Origin of the sequence: Arthrobacter sp. W4I7 (genome assembly GCF_030816215.1) — a bacterium.
Taxonomy (GTDB): Bacteria; Actinomycetota; Actinomycetes; order Actinomycetales; family Micrococcaceae; genus Arthrobacter; species Arthrobacter siccitolerans_A.
Genome location: NZ_JAUSXU010000001.1, coordinates 2243270 through 2262368 on the forward strand (window position 1 = coordinate 2243270; position 19099 = coordinate 2262368).

Below are 19099 nucleotides of genomic sequence, written 5' to 3' on the forward strand. Positions count from 1 at the left end.
CGCCGGCACTGCCTTCCGCGCCGGAATCTGGCCCGCTCAGTAGAAGGAGATGAGTTCGACGAGTTCCCCGACCCTGTCCTCCGGGTAGTTGCGCGCCACATCTGCCTGGCTGATGATGCCCACCAGGTCATGCCCGTCAATTACCGGCAGCCGGCGCACCTGATGCTCCCCCATGGTCCTGATCACTTCTTCGATGGAATCGTCCGCACCAACGGTCACCGGCTTACCCTGGCCAAAATCCCCGGCCTTTGCAGTACGTGGATCGCCGCCTTCGGCGAAGCATTTTATGACGATGTCCCGGTCCGTGATCATGCCCTTGAGCCGGTTGTCCTCGCCGCATATGGGCAGTGCGCCGACGTCCAGTTCCTTCATCTTTCGTGCCGCTGCTTCCAGCGTTTCGTTCTCACCGACGCATTCGACTCCGCCGGTCATGATGTCCCGTGCTGTGGCCATGGCTTTCTCCTTAGTGTTGAGCGGGTGTGGGGGTGTGAAGTTCCTGGTCTCTTTGATTCCTACGACTTCCTCCTAATTTGCCGGCCGGCCGCTGACTCGGTTTCGGCACGGCCCTTAGAACTTTCCGTACCGTGAACGGGCCATTGAGTACGCGCCGTGGCAGACCAGTCGAGCCGCGATTGCGCCAAACAGGAACACGCACTGCCCATCGCCGGCCCTTCCCGATACGTCCTTGACCTTCGGTAACCCGTTCAGCAGCGCCAGCCCGCAGGCATCGCGGAATGCTTCAGTGTAGATCCGTGCGCGTGGTCACGACAGACCCGAAATGCACTGAAACGGTCCACTGAGTGCTGCAATGTGAAGGCCCGGACAGGAGCACGCGATGCTGTGCTTCTTTTGGGTTTCGCCGTCGGCATTGGTGCAGGAACACGGACGCGGAATATTCCACGCCAAGTCTCCCCGCCCCGAGCCCTCGGTACCGGCTCGAGCCCACCGTTGACGAACATCAGCCTGACGTGGCTGACAAAGCCGCCGCACTGAAGCGCCCCCCACATAGCTTGCTAAGTCATGCCGCTCGCATTCATCAGGTCGAGCCTGGAGCACCCTTCCACCCGTATCCGCAGGGTCAACGCACCACCGTACGGTGACCTGCATCCAGGCGCTGAGTCCAGCCGCGCGAATCCAGGTGCTCCAGCAGCGGAACCGCAATCCGGCGTGTTGTGCCCAGTGCCTGACGTGCCTGGCTTGTGGTGAAGGGCTGCTCCAAGCTGGCGAGGGTGCGCATCGCAAGGGCCGGCGCCGAAGGCAGCAGCACCACCCCGTCACGCAACCGAAGCAAGCGCCCCGTGCGTTCGGCGGCGGCCAGCTCCCGCGCGCCCAAGCCCAACGTCGCCAGCTCGTCGGCTTCCGGAGCCTGGAATGCATCGGCGCGCAGCCTGCGCTCCAATTCTGCAATTGCCGGCTCGATGGCACCAAGGTTGCTCCGGCTGCCAGGCAGCCGGAAGTAGCCACCATCCTGTTCCACAGCTGCCCCGCGGACAACGTGGGACAGCAACTTCTCGTCAGGCAGTTTAAGGAGATCCCGGGCGGCCCCCATGGAAAGGCCTGGGGCCAAAGGGTCTCGCTTCTGCAGTGCCTGAACTGCATTGCGCAGCTGATGCTGCCATCCTTCAAGGACAGGAGTGTGCACCCACCAATCATCGAGCACCCGCACGCCGGCGGGCGCCTGCGCGTCGTGCCCGGACAGCAGCCCGAGCCGGCGGAGATGTTCTACCTGCACCGCCCCGCGGGCTGCTACTTCACTGAGGACGTCGCCTGAGGGGTCCATGCCGGCAAGCCGCTCCGCCCACTGGGCGCCGTCGCCGCGCCGCCGCAAGGCCGGAGGGTCGGCGTCGAGGATACGTGCGCCGCCCAGCACCGAGCGGCTCCCCGGGTCACGCAGCACCAGCCGGTCCCCGAGAACGAGCGGCAGGCGCCGGTCAAGGACCAGCCGGGCGTGGTCCGCACCGAAAGGACGCAGCCGGGCCGGTACAGATGCAGTGCCAACATGCACCATCAGTTGCTCCGGCACATCCGTATAGGCCACGCCCGTCGTCCGCTGGATGCCAACGACCCCCGTGATGGGCCAGGCATCCGGGGTCAACAGTGCGTCCCCGCGGCGGACGTCAGCGGCGGAAACGTCACGAAGGTTTAGTGCCACACGGCTGACGGGACCTACGGAGGTGTACGAGGTGTCTCGGCTTTGCAGGCCACGGACGACGACGGGCCGGGAACCAAAGTGACCGAGCAGGCTCAGCCCGTCCCCCTGGATGATCGACCCCGCTGCCAGCGTTCCGGTCACCACAGTTCCGGCACCGGTGATCGTGAACGAGCGGTCCACCCACAACCGGACCCGCCCATCGGTGGTGGGAGAAGGCACGTGGGCCAGGACGCCGTCGAGCGCGGCACGCAGCTCGGCCAGTCCGGTACCGTCTATGGCGGAAACCGCAACTGCGGGGGCGTCCCTCAGGCCAGTCCCGGCCAGCTCTGTGCGCGTCCGGGCCAACACGTCTGCAACCCGCTGCCCGGATGCCCGGTCCATACGGCTGAGGACTACGACGCCGTGTTCAATGCCCAGCGCAGCGACAGCGTCCCGGTGATCGCTAGACTGCGCCTGCCAGCCCTCGTCAGCGGCGACGACGAAGCAGACCACCGGCGCCGGGCCGATTCCAGCAAGCATGTTGCCCAGGAAACGCTCGTGGCCAGGAACATCAACGAACGCAACGTCCCGTCCGGACGGCAACGTGGTCCACGCATAACCCAAGTCAATGGTCAGCCCGCGGCGCCGTTCTTCCTCCCAGCGGTCCGGCTCCATACCGGTAAGGGCCCGGACCAGGGTACTCTTGCCCGAATCGACGTGTCCGGCCGTGGCAACGACGTGCACCGTCAGCCCGCCCTGCCTGCGTCCGCAACCTCGAGGTTTGCCAGTGCCTGCCGCACCGCCTCGAGGACCCGGTCGTCGTCCCCTTCGGGCACGCAGCGCAGATCGATCAGGCACGAGCCGTCGTGAACTCGCGGCAGCACGGCGGGGTCGCCGGCACGCAAAGGACGCGCGAGTCCCTCTGGGAGCCGGAGCGCCCACCCCGGGAGGGGCACTCCGGGGGCACCCCCGCCGCCTACCCTGCCGTCATGCGGCACCACGGGTACGCCGAGGGCTTCGGCGAGCCGGTCGGTGCGGCGCCGTAATTGTCCGACGTCGGCGTGCAGCGCCTGCACGACGGGCGGCGGTCCGCCCGCGACGGTCGCCTCCAGGGCGGCGAGGGCGAGTTTGTCGGCACGGACGGCACGGGCGAGCGGGTGGCGGGCCAACCGGGTGATGATCTCCTTGCGGCCAAGAAGCAAACCTGCCTGGGGTCCGCCCAGCAGCTTGTCGCCGCTGGCGATGACGACGTCGGCCCCGCCCGCCAAGGCTGAGGCAACGTCAGGTTCATCAGGGAGGTGCGGGTCGGGTGCCAGCAGTCCGCTGCCCAGGTCAGCCACAAGTGGTACTCCGTTTGCCTGGGTGAGCGCGCTCAGCTCGTGCACCGGCACAGCGGAAGTGAATCCGTCCACCCGGAAGTTGCTCGGATGGACCTTCAGTACGCAGCCCGTATCCGGCCCCAGGGCTCCGGCATAGTCATGCAGATGTGTCCGATTGGTGGTGCCCACCTCCCGAAGCCTTGCCCCTGTGGACTCCATCAGGTCGGTCAACCGAAAGCCGGCACCGATCTCAACGAGTTCGCCACGGCTCACCACCACCTCCCGGCCGGCAGCAAGGGCTGTGGTGGCCAGTACCAGCGCCGCAGCTCCGTTGTTGACCACCAGGGCGTCTTCGGCGGCGGGACAGGCGGCGAGCAGGGCGGCCCCGGCCCCGGCACCGCGACGGGAGCGGCTTCCATCTGCCAGGTCCAGCTCCACGTCAACGTAGCCGCTGGCTGCGACAAGAGCTTCGACGGCGCCAGCGGAAAGAGGTGCCCGCCCAAGGTTTGTATGGACGATGACGCCGGTGGCGTTCAATACCGGGCGCAGGGTTGTTGCCTGACGGCCAGCGACGGCGGCGAGCACCGTTGGTTCCACCTGGCCGGGCGGGAGCTCACCACGCCGGGCCTGTTCCTGGACGTGCCGGACGAGTTCGCGGATGACGTGCTCGCTCAGCCGCATCCGGGCCTCGCGGACGGCGGGCAGTGCCAGCAGGTCATTCGTGCGAGGAATCAGGCGGCGAGGATCAACCTTGTCCACAGCCCTCCTCATTTCGCGGCATCGGCCTGCCGGTGGTTGGCGGTGGCGGACGGGAATCGAACCCGCCAGGCCGAGATACTCAGCCGCACCGGTTTTGAAGACCGGGGGGCCCACCAGGACCCGGACGCCACCGCGCCCCAATATAGCAGGCTTGCCTGCAGGGGTACGCTAAGCGGGTGAATGATGCTGGAACGTCAATCCTGCAAACCTCGTCCGTTCCCGTGGGTGCCTACCGACTCACCGACTATGCCCACGGCGGGGGCTGCGCCTGCAAAATTCCGCCCGGCGAGCTCGAAGAGGCAGTCCGCGGCCTCATCGGCCAACCCGGCGCGGACGTGCTGGTCGGTCTTGACAATGGTGACGACGCGGCAGCAGTCCTGGTGCGCGACGACCTGGCGGTACTGACCACCGCCGACTTCTTCACTCCTGTCGTTGACAACGCCTTCGACTGGGGCCGGATCGCGGCAGCCAACGCCCTCTCGGACATCTACGCGATGGGCGGCCGTCCGGTCACCGCCATCAACCTCGTCGGATGGCCCCGGGATGTCCTGCCGCTGGAGCTGATGACCGAAGTCCTCCGCGGCGGGCTGAGTGTGGCGTCTGAGGCGGCCTGCCCCGTACTCGGCGGGCACTCCATTGCCGATCCGGAGCCGAAATACGGCATGGCGGTCACCGGCGTCGCCCATCCCGACCGGTTGCTCCGCAACGACGCCGCACAGCCCGGCTTGCCCATCACGCTCACCAAGCCGATCGGCGTCGGACTCCTCAATAACCGGCACAAAAAAACCGGTGAGGTGTTCGCCGAGGCGGTAGAGACAATGGCAAGCCTTAATCGCGACGCCGCCGAAGCCGCGGTGTCCGCCGGCGTCCGGGCAGCGACGGACGTGACCGGTTTCGGCCTGCTTGGACATCTCTACAAGATGGTCCGTGCCTCGGAAGTGGGCGCAGTGATCGATCTGAACGCCGTACCGCTGATTGCCGGGGCGCGGGAAGCGCTGCGGGATAGCTTCGTTTCCGGCGGGACACGGCGCAATCTCGACTGGGTGCGGCCGCACATAGAGGCCGCACCGGGCGTTACCGAAGACGATCTGCTGCTTCTGGCCGATGCCCAGACCTCAGGCGGCCTGCTGGTGGTCGGCGAGTTGCCCGGGCACCCCGTCATTGGCCACACCACTGCGGGGCGGGGCATCGAAATCCGCTGAAACCTGGCGGTTCGGTCAGCTGCCTGTAGTGATCGCGTCGCCGGTAACGCCGGCTGCACGGCGCGCCGCGAGCCGGCTCTTCTGGGGTTCGATGGTGTACCGCGGATCCCTGGCAGAGGCCAGGCCGGCCTCGAACACGCCGAAGCGGGTCAGGGCCGAAGCGGCCAGCAAAGCCAGTCCCGAAGCCGCAGCGGCGAGACGGTTGCGACCACCCAGGAGTGTGCCCAAACCGCCGGCGACCGCTAATCGCTCGCTCCATTTCAGCATGGCACCTGCTTTGCCCTGGTGCAGCGGTTCCGCTGCTACAGGGTCCATCCGGTGCTCCATCACCTTCATGGCGGCTACGTCACCCAATACGCCGAGCACCGCCAGGTTCCGGGCAGGACCCGTCTCGCGGACCGGTGTGGTGACCATGGCGAGCCCGGCAGAGGCAAGGCACGCCGAACTCACGAAAACGAAAGGCAGCTCCTCGTGCGCGGCATTCCACGTGGGTGTTGCGGTGTCGCCAAGCAGCACCGCCGTGTACGCCGCCAGTGGTCCGGCAAATAACGCAGCCTCAACGCCTGCCGGTCCTTCGACAGCCTGCAGCACCTTGCGCAGGGGTCCCAGCGGCAGCCGCGCCCCGCTCATCCGATCGATTTCCGCCACCGCCGAGACGCCCGCACCGGCGCTGAAGGCGCTGAGAATCCACGAGCCCACACTCATCGGCGAGGTCACCTTGAAGGTCCGCAGCATATGCAGGAAACGTTCCGGCCGGCCCAGGTCCTTGACCAAAGCAACAGCACCGGCGCTCACCGCTGCCAAAGCGCCCAGACGGGCATTCCGGCGCAGCGTCGGCCGTCCGGTCAGCTGCCCGCCGAGGCCAAGCAGGGCCGAACCGGCGGCCACGCCGCCCAGGAACAGGTAGATGGCAACATCATCACCCCACGGCGCGGGCTTCACTACAGGACGGCCGTAGTAAGAGGTGAATTCCGGGTCCGGCACCATGGGCATTTCGCGGGAGCCGTCGCCGTTGTTCCGGCGGCGGCCTGGGGCACGTTTGCCGTCCTGCCTGCGACGGCGGGCAGGTTCGGCTGGCCGGAAGCTGTCGAACTCTGAAAGGGTCACGCCCGTCCTCCCAGGAAAGCCAGAGCAGCGGCTGCGGCCATGCCCGCTACCGCCATGCCTGCGCGCCGGTACATCCGGGGCAGATCGGCTGTGGGTACGCGCGGGTCCGGCGGGAGCCCGTACACCTCGGGCTCGTCAAGCAGCAGGAAGACCGATCCGGTTCCGCCGACGCCGTCGTTCTCGTTCGCGCCGTAAAGCCTCGCTTCGGTCATGCCCTGCGCGTGCAGGGTGGCGACGCGCTCCCGGGCCGTGTGCACCATGTCATCGTGGTCGCCGAACTTGATGGACGTCGTCGGGCATGCCTTCGCGCACGCGGGCGTCTCGTCGGCCACCAGCCGGTCGTAACACAGAGTGCACTTCTGGGCGATGCCGACATTGGGGACCTCGGGATGCTTGGCGTGTTGTTCTTCCCTGCTGGTGGCGACTTTGACCGTGCCATTGCTGCGGCGCTCGATCACCCCGAAGGGGCACCCGGCCACGCACGTTCCGCAGCCGTTGCAGACATCGTCCTGCACGACGACGGTGCCGAATTCGGTGCGGAAGAGGGCGCCGGTGGGGCAGACGTCCAGGCATCCGGCGTGCGTGCAATGCTTGCAGACGTCGGAAGACATCAGCCACCGGAAGTCTGCCGTGTCCGGCGGAGTGGTATCGGCATCCGCGAGGTCCGTCACAGTCGGCGCTGCCGGGGCCGGAGGACCAATGCGCGGCATGCCCAGGTTGACCAGAGCACGGCCTGATTCCCGCGCCTCGACTATGCGTTCCTGGCCCTGCTCAATGAATGCCACGTGCCGCCACGTGCTGGCGCCCAGCGCTCCGGTGTTGTCGTAGGAGGACCCCAGCAACTCCAGGTTTCCATCCTGCGGGTTGTGGTTCCACTCCTTGCAGGCAACTTCGCAGGCCTTGCAACCAATGCAGATCGAGGTGTCGGTGAAGAACCCCTTGCGCGGATGGTTGTGCTCCCAGTGTGCGTCGGCGGTGGGGTCGGTCGGTCCGGACAACTGGCCCATCTAGTCCTCCAACGTCAGGTCGGTGCCCGGAAGACTGCCTGTAGGCAGTGGCTGTCCGGGCGGGGCAATATGTGCTTCGGTGATGGCGGTAGCGGCCAGGTTCATCAGCGTGGCCTACCGTCGCCGCGGCCGCGCTTAGCGGCGTCGGGATCGACGCCTTCCGCTGCCGGGTCAGTGACCGCGCGGTTACCGGTTTCGATGGTTAGTCCGGCCCGCGCCTGGTACTCGGCAACCAAGTCAAGCAGTTCCTGCCCTCGCGGCCGGCGGCCCGGACGGATGTCGCAGGAGGCCACCTTGGATTCCTGGATCTGGACGTTGGGATCCAGCGTCACACCCAGCAGGTCGTTAGCCGCGTCACCGCTGACGACGGCATTGCTGCCGACGCCCCAGTGGTAGGGCAGCCCGATCTGATGCACGGTGTGGCCGCCGATGGCCAGGGGCCGCATCCGGTCAGTGACGAGCACTTTCGCCTCGATCGCGGAGCGGGGCGAAATAATGGTGGCCCACCCGTAGGGTTCAAGTCCGCACTCAGCGGCCAGTTCGGGCGAGACTTCGCAGAACATTTCCGGTTGCAGCTCTGACAGGTACGGCAACCAGCGGCTCATTCCGCCCGCCGTATGGTGCTCGGTGAGCCGGTATGTGGTGAAGACATACGGATAGACGTCCGCGCCACTGGTACCGGCGCTTGGCGCGCTGAGGTTGTCAGCGCGAGGGAACACCAGCCGCGCCGGGCTCTGCTGCTGCGGGTAAAGCGCGTTGGCCACCGGCGATTCCTGGGCCTCGTAGTGGGTGGGCAGTGGTCCGTCCATCAGGCCCTTCGGCGCGAACAACCAGCCCTTGCCGTCGGCCTGCATGATGAAGGGATCATCTCCGCTGAGTGCCGCTGAGCCGCCAACAGAGGGGTCCGGTTTGCTGCCCGGCGCCAGGTCGACCGGGAAGTCCGGCACGTCGTCGCCGACCCATTTACCCTGCTCCTGGTCCCACCATATGTATTTCTTCCGCTCGCTCCATGGTTTACCGGCCGGATCGGCCGACGCACGGTTGTACAGGATCCGGCGGTTCGCCGGCCACGCCCAGCCCCATTCCGGAGCCGCCGGTCCCTGCTCGTGGCCGGGCTTTCGGTTCGCGGCATGGTTGATGCCGTCGGCATACACACCGGTATAGATCCAACAGCCTGCCGCCGTGGAGCCGTCAGCGCGCAGCTCGGTGTACGCCGAGAGCGGTTTGCCTGCGTCCGGGCCATCCAGGTGGCGACCGTTGATCTCGGCAAGCACTGCCTCTCCGTCGGGCTCGCCGTGTTCGTCCGTGGGATAGTCCCAGGTCAGGTCAAGCAGCGGACGGTCGCGCTGATCGTCGGAATCGGCCAGCTTCTCCCGGATCCGCTTGCCCAGCTCAAAGAAGAACTGCAATTCACTTTGGCAGTCCCCTGGCGGTGCGACCGCCTGGTGGCGCCACTGCAGCAGGCGTTGCGTCTGCGTGAAGGAGCCCGCTTTTTCCACGTGGGTTGCTGCCGGCAGGAAAAACACCTCGGTCTCGATGTCCTCGGTGCGCAGCTCACCGGATTCGATCTCCGGACCGTCCTTCCACCAGGCGGCCGATTCGATGAGGTTCAAATCACGCACTACCAGCCACTTCAGATGCGACATTGCCAGGCGTTGCATCCGTCCGTGAGCGGAACCCACTGCAGGATTCTGTCCGAGAAGGAAGTAGCCCTCAACTTCGTCCTCGAGCATCCCCATCACTGTCTCGTAAGTACCGTGCGCGCCGGTCAACCTCGGAAGGTAGTCGTAGGCCCAGTCGTTTTCCGGTCGCGCCGCGTCACCCCACCAGGCCTTGAGCAGGCTGATGGTGTAGGCGTCGGCGTCGGCCCAATAGCCCTTCTGCTTCTTAGACCCAATGGTCGCCAGATATTCATGGAGGGTGTCATGGCGGCCGGCGCTGGGCATTGGCAGATAGCCGGGCAGCAGGTTGAACAGGGTCGGTATGTCTGTGGAACCTTGGATGCTTGCATGGCCCCGCAAAGCCATGACTCCGCCGCCGGGGCGTCCCATGTTTCCGAGCAGAAGCTGCAGGATAGCGGCTGCCCGGATGAACTGCGCTCCAAGGGAGTGCTGGGTCCAACCGACGGCGTAGGCGAAACAAGTGGTCCGGTCGCGACCGGAGTTTTCCGTGATGGCGCGGGCCAGATACTCGAAGTCCGCGGCATCGATACCGCACATGTCCTGGACCATCTCCGCGGTGTAACGGGCGTAGTGCCGCTTCACGATCTGGAAGACAGTCTGCGGGTCCTGGAGAGTATCGTCCCGCTGGACTTCCGCATGCTCCAAGGGCGGGCCGCCACTTCCATAAGCGTGGCCGGCGGCGCGCGCCGTTGCATCGGCCCCGTGCTCCGAACCGGGCCCAGGCTCATCAATCGCACCGTCAGCTTTTTCCGCATAGGCCCACGATGACGTGTCGTAAGCGCGCTTCTCCGGATCGAAGCCGGAGAACAGTCCGCCCAGGTCCTCGGCGTCGCGGTAATCCTCGTGCACCAGCGTGGCAGCGTTGGTGTACGCAGTGACGTACTCCTTGAACCACAGGTCATTAGTGAGGACATAGTTGATGAGCGCGCCGAGGAGCACAACGTCAGAGCCGGCACGAATGGGAATGTGCTTATCTGAGACCGCCGAGGTCCGCGTGAACCTGGGGTCCACGTGGATGACCTTCGCTCCGCGCGCTTTAGCCTCCGCCACCCACTGGTATCCAACGGGATGGCACTCGGCCATGTTGGAACCCTGGATGATAATGCAGTCGGCGTTGGCCATGTCCTGCAGTGACTGCGTTGCACCACCGCGTCCAAACGAGGCTCCCAAACTGGGAACCGTGGCGGAGTGTCATATGCGCGCCTGGTTCTCGGTCTGCACCGCCCCTGCAGCGGTGAAGAGCTTCTTGATCAGGTAATTTTCTTCGTTGTCCAGGGTTGCGCCGCCCAGCGAGGCAATGCCCATGGTGCGCCGGAGCAGCCGGCCCTGGTCATCCTCCTGCTGCCACGTCCTGCGGCGCGTTTCGATGAACCGGTCCGCCACCATCTCGACCGCCGTAACCAGATCCAGGTGTTCCCACTCGGTGGAACGCGGGGCCCGGTAGAGCACCTTGGTCTGCCGGCCCGGCGAGTTGACCAACTGTTCGCTGGCAGAGCCCTTGGGGCAAAGCCGGCCGCGGGAAATGGGTGAATCCGGATCGCCCTCGATCTGGATAACCTTCTCGTCCTTGACGTAGACACGCTGTCCACATCCAACGGCACAGTAAGGGCACACACTTTGGACAACGCGGTCCGCCGTGGACGTCCGCGGTGCGATCGCCTTTGTCCGCGGCGAGGTGACCGAGGGCCCGCGGCCCAGCAGGTCACCCGTGCTTAGCTGCCGGATGACCGGCCATTGAAGAAAACTTCGCGGTGCCATTTCAGGAGCATATCCCAAAGCACGGCGGGTGTGACAGAAAAAAGTTGGGCGCGTCATTGCCGCGATTCGGCCCCGTTGACCAGCCACCTGAGCTGACTCAACCTGCCGGATGTTCCCCGCCCGGGGGTTTCCGAAGAGGCTCCGCCGCTGGAGCCGTGGACGGAATACGGGCAATCGGCTGAGGCCGTCACGGCTGCTCGGGGTCACCCGCGCGCAGGAGGCATTCCCGCCATTGCCTTGTCATTGGCGACTAAAATGGCTCAACGTTCCATGATGGGACGACCGACGGATCAGCAGGCAAAGCGAGGGAAACGGTGAAGCAGTGCGAAACTCCCGATGACGGTGTTGCAATCAACCGGTTACTACTTGAGAGCCGCATCGGGCTCGAGCGTGTTCACCCCTCCGATCTTGAGCGGGAGATGGCAGCGGGCGCCCTTGTTATTGACACTCGGCCGGTCGATCAGCGAGACCGCGACGGTGATCTTCCCGGAGCGGTCGTCATCGACCGAAACGTTCTCGAATGGCGGCTCGACCCTTCCAGCCCCCACCGGCTCTCGATCGCTGACGACCCCGCTCGGCGGATCGTGGTCGTCTGCAATGAGGGTTACAGTTCCAGCCTCGCTGCACACACCCTGCAACGGCTGGGACTGACGCGCGCGACCGACCTTATCGGCGGTTTCCAAGCCTGGGCAGCGCTGCGCACCCTGTCCGGCTAATAAATTGCCCGGTTGTAGTCCTGGACGCTACAAAATCCAGCGCGACGCGGAGTGCATCGGTTTGCCAGTCCACGTCCAGCGGTCCACAGACGCTCAGCAGGCGGTGTACGGAGCAGGCTCAAGGACCGCAGCATGGTCAGGGTTGGAAGTCACCGCCCCCTCTGGACACATTAAGACCCACTCATTCACCTGCAATTGAGATTCGCCTCAAGCTTTGTCAACAGTAATAGGACCAAAAAGCTTTGACTGCGGAAACACTGTGCCCGAGGTGGGACTCGAACTACATTCCGGGCCTTGAAAACACTGGGGACCCGCGAAAACATGCGGAATCCGAAGCAGTGCAATCTATGTGCGACCCGTTTCGACGGCGAAAGTGTGGACATTGTCCACACCCTCATTTGCCCCTGAAATGGGTCCCACACCCCGGGCCTGCGTGGCCGGCCCGGGTATGCCTACCGGGGTTAACTGGCTGGTGCCACAACGTCCTCCAGCACTGACCTGTCGAAAAAACGGATCTCGCCCGTTGCCTCGAAGAACACAGGAACTACTGATGTGCTCAGGTCTTTGGACGTTTCGTAGATTTCAGTCGCACTCCCGTGCTTCCTCGCAATTGTTCCAACCAGCTCGGTACCGCGAACCCGAACAGTTCGATATTTGTAGCTCATCGTGACCCCTTCGTCGGCTAGGGCACACCCTACCCCTTGGGAGCGCCGCTTCGGGGGTTGGCTCCTATCGCGCCAACACCACTGGTCGAGGCGGCTTCGGATCACTTCTCCATAACGCAGTGGAAGCATGGATCCGCACTCGGGTCCTTAAAAACACTGGGAATCCGCGAAACGTGATCAAAGCCGATACGAGACCAGTAGGAGCCAAACCAAGGCTAATACCGTCGACAGCGACCGCATTTTCCGAACGCAGTGGCCATGACATCGAGGTGCTGAGGCGTGAACGGCCACCGCCGCAATCGAAGCCGCCGCGCGAACCAAATCACTAAATTCTGCTTCTGCCGCAGCAGAAATATCTGCCGTACTAATGGGCAGGCGTGACATCCACGAGGGCATCCACCCTTCCGTCCCCTTTCTCAAGGAAACGGCCCCCGTCACCGCGGGCACCGCCCCAGCCAATAGGGATCAAACCGCCCTCGGGCCGAAACACGTCCGAACTCTGCGGCCGGCCGGGAGCGACCTAGCATGGGCCGGAATAACGAAAGACGCGCCCTGCGAACGGATCATTGCTGATCCCGAAGTCATGCCGCTTCGTTCCTTCGCTTCGATAGACAAGTGGAACTTCTATCGATGCTTGTCATTCTGATATGTCCCATGATCGCTGGGCGGGTCCTCCGCGCAACCAGGGCGCTACCGCGCCGACCCCGGAAACGAAAACTTCTGCACACGCATCGTGAATGCAGTCCCCGCGGATGAAGTTTTCGTCTCCGTTGCCGGTTCCCCAAGTTGCACTCCGGCCCCTCAGCCCAGCGGATGGTCCCCTACCAGAACGACGCCCACAACCAACAACCGCAGGAATCACGTCAACACAACGGGTGAAGGGAAAACCGGGATCATGGAAAAGCTAACTATCAAGACACCATCGGATGTGCTCAGCTTCATCGGGCACACCCTGGGCTTCTGGCCGCAGGAAAGCCTGGTCTGCATCACCATGAATCAGAACAGCATCGGCGCGACCCTGCGCATCGATCTTCCCCGCCAACCCGGGCAGGAACTCCCCTACGCACGCACCGTCGCCCACTACCTCACGGCCGACACCACCGCCACCTCCATCCTCTTCGCCGTCTACACCAGCGAAACCCCTGTCCCTGGACAGTCCAGACCCCAGGCCGGCACCATCGCCGCGCTCACCGGGGTCCTCGCCGAACAAGGCATCACCATCCGCGACGGACTCTTCGTCGGAGACGAAACCTTCTCCCCCTACGACGGCGAACCCGGCACCAGCCTCGCCCTGCCCGTCAGCTCCACCCAGACCAGCGCCATCAACGCCGAGTTCATCTACCGCGGCAGCTTCATTGAACCCACCGACCGCATCACCCTCCCGGGCAGCAACCAGGCAGAGGCCAAAGCGGCCGCCGTCGAACACCACATGAACACCATCGCCTCACGACCCACTGACACCGCACTCCAGCAAGGCCGGAAACTCTGGGCCAACATGCTCGAGTCCAAGACCTTCCCAGCAGATGAGGACTGCCACGCCCTCGTCGCAAACCTGCAGTTCCCGGCAATCCGTGACCGGCTCATCGCAGACATCCCCGGGGTGGACGAACCCCTGCAGCAGATCCTCTTCGCCCAAACCCAAGAGCCCCCGAAGTGGTCACGCATCGAGTGGGCACAACAACTGCTCCTGCACGCCTACACCCGCACCAGCGCCGAACACGCAGCACCCGTCCTGACGGCCATCGGCTACATCAACTGGTGGGAAGGCCGCGGAAGCAAAGCACACCAATTCCTCCAACTCGCCCTCGACACCGACCCCGCCTACCGCCTCGCCCGCCTCAGCGACCAAATGATCGGCTCCGGCCTCGTCGCCGGCTGGAACATGAACAAAGAAACCGCCTACAAAACCCTGCCCTTTGATTTGCCTTGAGGCATGTCCAGGAAGGCAGGATCAAAGGCTCATCCGATCCGGTGATTTCGGCCACCCGGGCGGAGTGTTCGGCCTGATTAGGATGGGACGGGTCAGCCAGGGCGTGACATCCGGGGCGAAGTGCCTGACGGCCTGACACCTAAGGGCGCAATACCCCCGGCCGCTCCACGGCGGGCCGACGGCGGCGGTTGATTTCGTAGCCAGCCGTGATGCCTGCCAGCAGGAGTGCGGTTCCCACCAGGCTCATCCACCAGGAGTCGCTGCTGCCGGGGAGCACCATTGACAGGAAGACCGCGCCCAAGGCCAGAATCCCGATCCAAGCGGTCACGGGCGCACCCGGCATGCGGAAACCCACCACCGGCAGCCGGCCGGTGTCCTGGCGCCGGCGGAGGCGTATCTGGCAGGCAAAGATGGTGATCCAAAGGACCAGGATGCACACCGCGCAGGCTCCGAGGGCTACCTCGAACACCGACGCGCCACCGAAGAAGGCCGTCATCAGCACACCCAGGAAATAGAAGCCAGCAATCCCGGATAGAGCCCCAGCAGGGACTCCGCGCTTTGTCATCTTGTTCGCGAACGCCGGCGCCTCGCCGTTAGCCGCGAGGGTACGAAGGGCACGGACTGTGGCATAGAGGGTTGCGTTGATACCGGAGATCGCTGCTGTGAGCACCACGAAGTTCATCACGGAACCCAGCCAAGGAAGGTCGAACCTGCCAGGGCGGTGACGAACGGTGACTCAGCGCTGCTGTAATCGCTGGTGGGCCGCAGCATGGACAGGACCAGCACCGAGCCGATGTAGAACACGACGATGCGGAAGACGATGCTCCTGATGGCCTTCGGCATGACCTTCCGCGGTTCCTTCGCCTCACCGGCGGCCACCGCCGAAAGTTCCACCCCGGAGTAGGAGAAGACCACGCCTTGGCTGACCAGGGCCACCACCAGCACCCCGTTGTTAAAGAAGCCGTCGTTGACGAGGTTCGCCACGCTGGCCTCTGATTCCAGTCCCATGGATCCGCCGAAAAAGACCAGGAGCAGCCCTGCACCGATGAACATCAGGATGGCTACAACCTTGATTGAGCTTGCGGCGACTTCGATAAAGCCGAACATACGTGCAGAGAACAGATTGGAGCCCACTATCAGGAGCCAGGCCACCAGCGCCGGGATCCACACCGGTACCTCCGGCCACCAGTACTGAACGTAGATGGCAACGGCGGCCACCTCGACGATTCCCAGCAGTGAACCGAGGATCACCATGATCCAGCCGGTCAGGTGGGCGAGGCGGTCACCAAAAAACTCGCGGGACCAGGAAACGAAAGATCCGGTGGTGGGACGGTGCATGACGAGTTCACCGATGGCGCGCATTAGCAGGTAAGCTACGGCGCCGGTGGCTGCGTAGGCCAGCACCAAGGCCGGGCCCGCCGCGTTCAACCGGGACCCCAGGCCCAGGAAAAGGCCGGTGCCGATGGCGCCACCGATGGAAATCATCTGGATCTGGAAGTTGGACATGGTCTTGCGGTAACCGGCGTCGGCCAGCTCAACATAGGCTGCGGATTCTTCGGCCTCGAGCAACGGTCTTTTGGGGTCAGTGCCTTCGGTAAGGTTCATTGATGTGTTCCTTTTGTGCGTCGTTAGAATTCTGCCGCGGCTGCCATAGGCGGGCGACAACGCGGGCTGGCGTAGGAAGCCAGCGAATAGGACCGTTCAGAGTGCGAACAGCCCACTGCGGTGTTGGGTATAGGTCACCAAGTCGATCAGGTGAAAGCCCATGGCAAGGGCACCGTCACGTACCGCCCGGTTCCCGGCCTGTGAGGCCGCGTAGTGGGCGAACGCCTCGCTGTAGTGGGCGGGAATCCCTCGCCAAGGCTGATCATGGGATGGAAGGACGGAAAAACTAGTACCCTGTGGTCATGCTGCGGGTCCCTTGGTCTTGGCAGCCTCGGCCGCCTGGCTGAAGACTTCGCCCAGGATGGCCCCGCCCTCGCGGATCTGGTCGATCGTGGGTAGGCAGAAGGACAAGCGCAGTTCGTTGTGGCCTTTGCCGTTGGTGTAGAAGGCCGTGCCCGGAACATAGACGACGCCGCGCTCAATGCACTCGTGCACCAGGGCGTCGGTGTCGATGCCCTCCGGAACGGTTACCCACAGGTAGAAGCCGCCACTGGGACGGTTCCATGTGGTTCCTTTGGGCATGACGTCTTCGAGGGTTTCCAGCAGGGTGAGGAGTTTCTCCTGGTATAGGCGGCGGTATTCCTGCAGCTTGTCCTGCCAGGCCGGGTTATCCAAGTAGGAGCTGAGCAGCATCTGGTTGAAGACCGGCGGGTTGAGCAGCGTGGTTTCGGAGGTGTTGATGAAGTGCTCGAAGAGGGAAGCGGGCGGCAGGACCCAGCCCAGGCGCAGGCCGGGGGCGATCATTTTGGAGAAGGAGCCAAAGTACATGGTGATGTCCGGGAAGTCGGGCTGGATGGCCGGCAGCGTCTGACCGTCGAAACCGAGCAGCCCGTACGGGTTGTCCTCGAAGATCAATAGTCCGTTGTCGCGGCAAATTTGGCCGACCCTGAGGCGGCGCTCGGCAGAGAGGTTGACGCCTCCCGGGTTTTGGAAGTTCGGAATGGTGTACAGGCCTTTGGCGGTCCGGCCCGAGGCGATGACCTTGGCAATGGCTTGCTCGAGCTCGTCAGGGATCAGGCCGTCAGCGTCGATGGGAATGTGCACGATTTGTGCCTCGTAGCCGCTGAAGACGGCCATGCCGCCGGCGTAGGACGGCGCCTCCGCAAACATGACATCGCCGGGGTTGACCAGGATCCGGGCCGCCAGGTCCAGGGCCTGCTGGCTGCCGGCGGTGACCACTACCTGATCCGGATCTGCCGTGATCCCCTCCAGCTCCATCAGCGCCGTGATGTGCTTGCGCAGCGTCGGAAGGCCCTGGCTTGCACCATATTGAAGGGCCACCGGACCGGTCTCCGCCAGGATCTGCTGTGCGGAGGCAGCCAGTTGGTCAAAGGGCAGGGCACCCAGATATGGCGCGCCGTTAGCGAACGAGATCATGCCCGGGCGCTGGGCGGCACGGAAAACCTTGCGCACCTCAGAGGGTCGGGCGGACCGCACTCGGTGGGCCAGGGCTGCCTCGACGGTTACTTCCGCGACTACGGGCATGAGCGTTCCTTTCAAAGCGGGGGTGGGGGGCTGTATTCAGTATGATGGCCCTCACATATGCTGTCTAAGACCGAAAAGGAGAGGTAAGCATGCTCTGTCGGCATGATCGGAAGGGGCTTCGACTCAGTCAAGCTCTTTGGAAGGGTAGTACCCTTTCTGCCGGAAACGCCCGAACACCCATCGAGTTGAAGGGCAGGGCAGTCCCGCTGCTACCGGTCTGCTTTGACCAGTTTGCGGTTGCCCAGTTCCTCCATGCCGCACTTGCCCAACTCACGACCCATACCGGAGTGCGTAATGCCACCGAACGCTAGTTCCGGTGCGGCGGGGGCTAGTGCCTTACGTCTTGGGTCATCTACTTCGTCAGATCCTTGCCCTTTGTTTCCGGTAGCTTCCAGGCCACCAAGGTGGAAATTGTCAGGAGTACGACGACGTAGGCGATGAATGCGGACGGCCCGTAGGCAGCATTTGCCCAGCTCTGCAGGTAGGGTGCCGTTCCGCCGAAGATCGCGACTGCTACGGCGTATGGAACAGCCACGCCCACGGTGCGGATACGTGTGGGGAACATCTCGGCAAAGACGGCCGGGGAAATAGCCAATGTGGAGCCCATCAGGACCAGGATGAGGGTTGCAGGGAGGAACAGCGACCAGAAGCTCTGGCCCACGGTGTTGACCAGCAGCGGGAACAATATAATTGGCGCGCCGGTCCCGATCATCAGGTTTGCGCGCCGGCCGAAGCGGTCCGAGAACATCCCCCAGAAGGGCAGAGAGACGATGAGGACTACGTTGCTCAGGACGCTCGCCAGCAGCGCTGTGCCTTGGTCCATTTTGTGGATCAGGACGGCCTGCTGGACTGCACTGACGGACCAGACGTAGTAGCAGACCGTAGCGCCCACCCCGAGGCCGATGACGCGAAGGGCAGAACGCCAGTTCTTGCGGATTTCGGGCCAAAGCGGCGGGCGTATGGTGGCCTTGGCGGCCGTGAACGTTTCAGTCTCTTTCATGCGTGAGCGGGTGATGAGCGTGTATAGGCCCAGCACAGCTCCAATGATGAAGGGGATGCGCCAGCCCCAGGCCTGCATGTCCTGTTTGCTCAGCATCAGATTCAGGAAGTACCCGAAGAGCAGGCCGATTACTATGCCGGAGGTCCCGGAGAAATAGATCAGCGAGGACCATAGTCCGCGGCGTGCGGCGGGGGCTGTCTCGGCAATGTACGTCTGGGCTGAGGGCATCTCCCCTCCATGGGCGAGTCCTTGCAGCAGGCGTGCCGTCAACAGCACCACGGCAGCCCATGCGCCGGCCGCACTGTAGGTCGGTACCAGGGCGATCATCAGTGAACCGAAGGAAGCCAGGCCTACGGTGGAGATCATGGAGGCCCGCCGGCCGACATGGTCTGCCATCCAGCCAAATAGCAACCCGCCTACCGGCCGCGCAACGAAACCGACAGCGAACACTGCCATGGCTCCCAGCAGTGCCGCGAGGGGGTCCTTCGGGTTGAAGACTTCGGTGGCAAAGTAGATGGCAAACGCGGAGTAGATCCCCCAGTCGTACCACTCGAGGGCATTGCCCATACCGGTAGCTAGCAGGGTCTGCCGCTGCTCTTTTGTGGCCTTGATGCGGGCCGGGGCGACCGGACCGGCCAGGGCCGGGGCTGCGGAAGCTGAATCGTGGGTCATG

At 64.3% G+C, this 19099-nt stretch carries 11 protein-coding genes, 1 tRNA gene and 1 pseudogene; 3 read left to right on the plus strand and 10 right to left on the minus strand.

Annotation, left to right across the window (positions count from 1 at the left end):
* Positions 1 to 36: 36 nt before the first annotated feature.
* The 4 genes from QF047_RS10415 to QF047_RS10430 all read right to left on the minus strand — a co-directional run bounded on the left by QF047_RS10415 (position 37) and on the right by QF047_RS10430 (position 4341).
* Positions 37 to 453, minus strand: coding sequence for a CBS domain-containing protein (locus tag QF047_RS10415; RefSeq protein ID WP_306633168.1), 417 nt, complete (start codon positions 451 to 453; stop codon positions 37 to 39).
* A 625-nt stretch (positions 454 to 1078) separates the two neighbouring features.
* Positions 1079 to 2875 carry a selenocysteine-specific translation elongation factor gene (gene selB, locus QF047_RS10420; protein WP_307276466.1) on the minus strand — a complete coding sequence of 599 codons (1797 nt, stop codon included), beginning with the start codon at positions 2873 to 2875 and terminating at the stop codon, positions 1079 to 1081.
* A 2-nt stretch (positions 2876 to 2877) separates the two neighbouring features.
* Positions 2878 to 4209: an L-seryl-tRNA(Sec) selenium transferase gene (selA, locus tag QF047_RS10425; RefSeq protein WP_307276469.1), complete on the minus strand. Its 1332-nt coding sequence runs from the start codon at positions 4207 to 4209 to the stop codon at positions 2878 to 2880.
* A gap of 37 nt (positions 4210 to 4246) precedes the next feature.
* A tRNA-Sec gene (locus QF047_RS10430) sits at positions 4247 to 4341 on the minus strand.
* Positions 4342 to 4430: 89 nt separating this feature from the next.
* Here QF047_RS10430 and selD point away from each other — a divergent pair.
* Entirely contained in the window at positions 4431 to 5411 is a 981-nt protein-coding gene (gene selD / locus QF047_RS10435) for a selenide, water dikinase SelD (protein ID WP_373427803.1), read from the plus strand.
* A 15-nt stretch (positions 5412 to 5426) separates the two neighbouring features.
* Here the strand turns inward: selD and nrfD are convergent, their stop codons facing one another.
* The 3 genes from nrfD to fdh form a co-directional block, all read right to left on the minus strand.
* A complete protein-coding gene (gene nrfD, locus QF047_RS10440; protein WP_307276475.1) occupies positions 5427 to 6518 on the minus strand; it encodes an NrfD/PsrC family molybdoenzyme membrane anchor subunit in 1092 nt (363 codons plus the stop codon).
* The gene (locus QF047_RS10445; protein WP_307276478.1) at positions 6515 to 7525 is read right to left on the minus strand and encodes a 4Fe-4S dicluster domain-containing protein; all 1011 of its coding nucleotides are present in this window, start codon (positions 7523 to 7525) and stop codon (positions 6515 to 6517) included. Before QF047_RS10445 ends, nrfD begins: the two co-directional genes overlap by 4 nt.
* A gap of 104 nt (positions 7526 to 7629) precedes the next feature.
* Positions 7630 to 10965 carry a formate dehydrogenase gene (gene fdh / locus QF047_RS10450; protein WP_307276481.1) on the minus strand — a complete coding sequence of 1112 codons (3336 nt, stop codon included), beginning with the start codon at positions 10963 to 10965 and terminating at the stop codon, positions 7630 to 7632.
* Positions 10966 to 11279: 314 nt separating this feature from the next.
* Here fdh and QF047_RS10455 point away from each other — a divergent pair, with 314 nt between their 5' ends.
* The gene (locus tag QF047_RS10455) at positions 11280 to 11681 is read left to right on the plus strand and encodes a rhodanese-like domain-containing protein (protein WP_307276484.1); all 402 of its coding nucleotides are present in this window, start codon (positions 11280 to 11282) and stop codon (positions 11679 to 11681) included.
* A 1560-nt stretch (positions 11682 to 13241) separates the two neighbouring features.
* Positions 13242 to 14276: a DUF4192 domain-containing protein gene (locus QF047_RS10460; RefSeq protein ID WP_307276487.1), complete on the plus strand. Its 1035-nt coding sequence runs from the start codon at positions 13242 to 13244 to the stop codon at positions 14274 to 14276.
* Between the two features lie 139 nt (positions 14277 to 14415).
* On the opposite strand, the pseudogene QF047_RS22335 reads toward QF047_RS10460, so the two are convergent.
* The 3 genes and pseudogenes from QF047_RS22335 to QF047_RS10480 all read right to left on the minus strand — a co-directional run bounded on the left by QF047_RS22335 (position 14416) and on the right by QF047_RS10480 (position 19098).
* Positions 14416 to 15881, minus strand: a pseudogene (locus QF047_RS22335) (amino acid permease).
* A gap of 300 nt (positions 15882 to 16181) precedes the next feature.
* Positions 16182 to 17426 (minus strand): PLP-dependent aminotransferase family protein, encoded by a 1245-nt coding sequence (locus tag QF047_RS10475; RefSeq protein WP_307276492.1) that lies wholly within the window; start codon positions 17424 to 17426, stop codon positions 16182 to 16184.
* A gap of 352 nt (positions 17427 to 17778) precedes the next feature.
* Positions 17779 to 19098: an MFS transporter gene (locus tag QF047_RS10480; RefSeq protein ID WP_307276496.1), complete on the minus strand. Its 1320-nt coding sequence runs from the start codon at positions 19096 to 19098 to the stop codon at positions 17779 to 17781.
* Position 19099 lies beyond the last annotated feature (1 nt).

Excerpts from the sequence above, each read along its gene's own strand:
- QF047_RS10415 (WP_306633168.1), bottom strand. The coding sequence starts at position 453 with ATGGCCACAGCACGGGACATCATGACCGGCGGAGTCGAATGCGTCGGT.
- QF047_RS10445 (WP_307276478.1), bottom strand. The coding sequence starts at position 7,525 with ATGGGCCAGTTGTCCGGACCGACCGACCCCACCGCCGACGCACACTGG.
- QF047_RS10460 (WP_307276487.1), top strand. The coding sequence starts at position 13,242 with ATGGAAAAGCTAACTATCAAGACACCATCGGATGTGCTCAGCTTCATC.
- QF047_RS10475 (WP_307276492.1), bottom strand. The coding sequence starts at position 17,426 with ATGCCCGTAGTCGCGGAAGTAACCGTCGAGGCAGCCCTGGCCCACCGA.
- QF047_RS10480 (WP_307276496.1), bottom strand. The coding sequence starts at position 19,098 with ATGACCCACGATTCAGCTTCCGCAGCCCCGGCCCTGGCCGGTCCGGTC.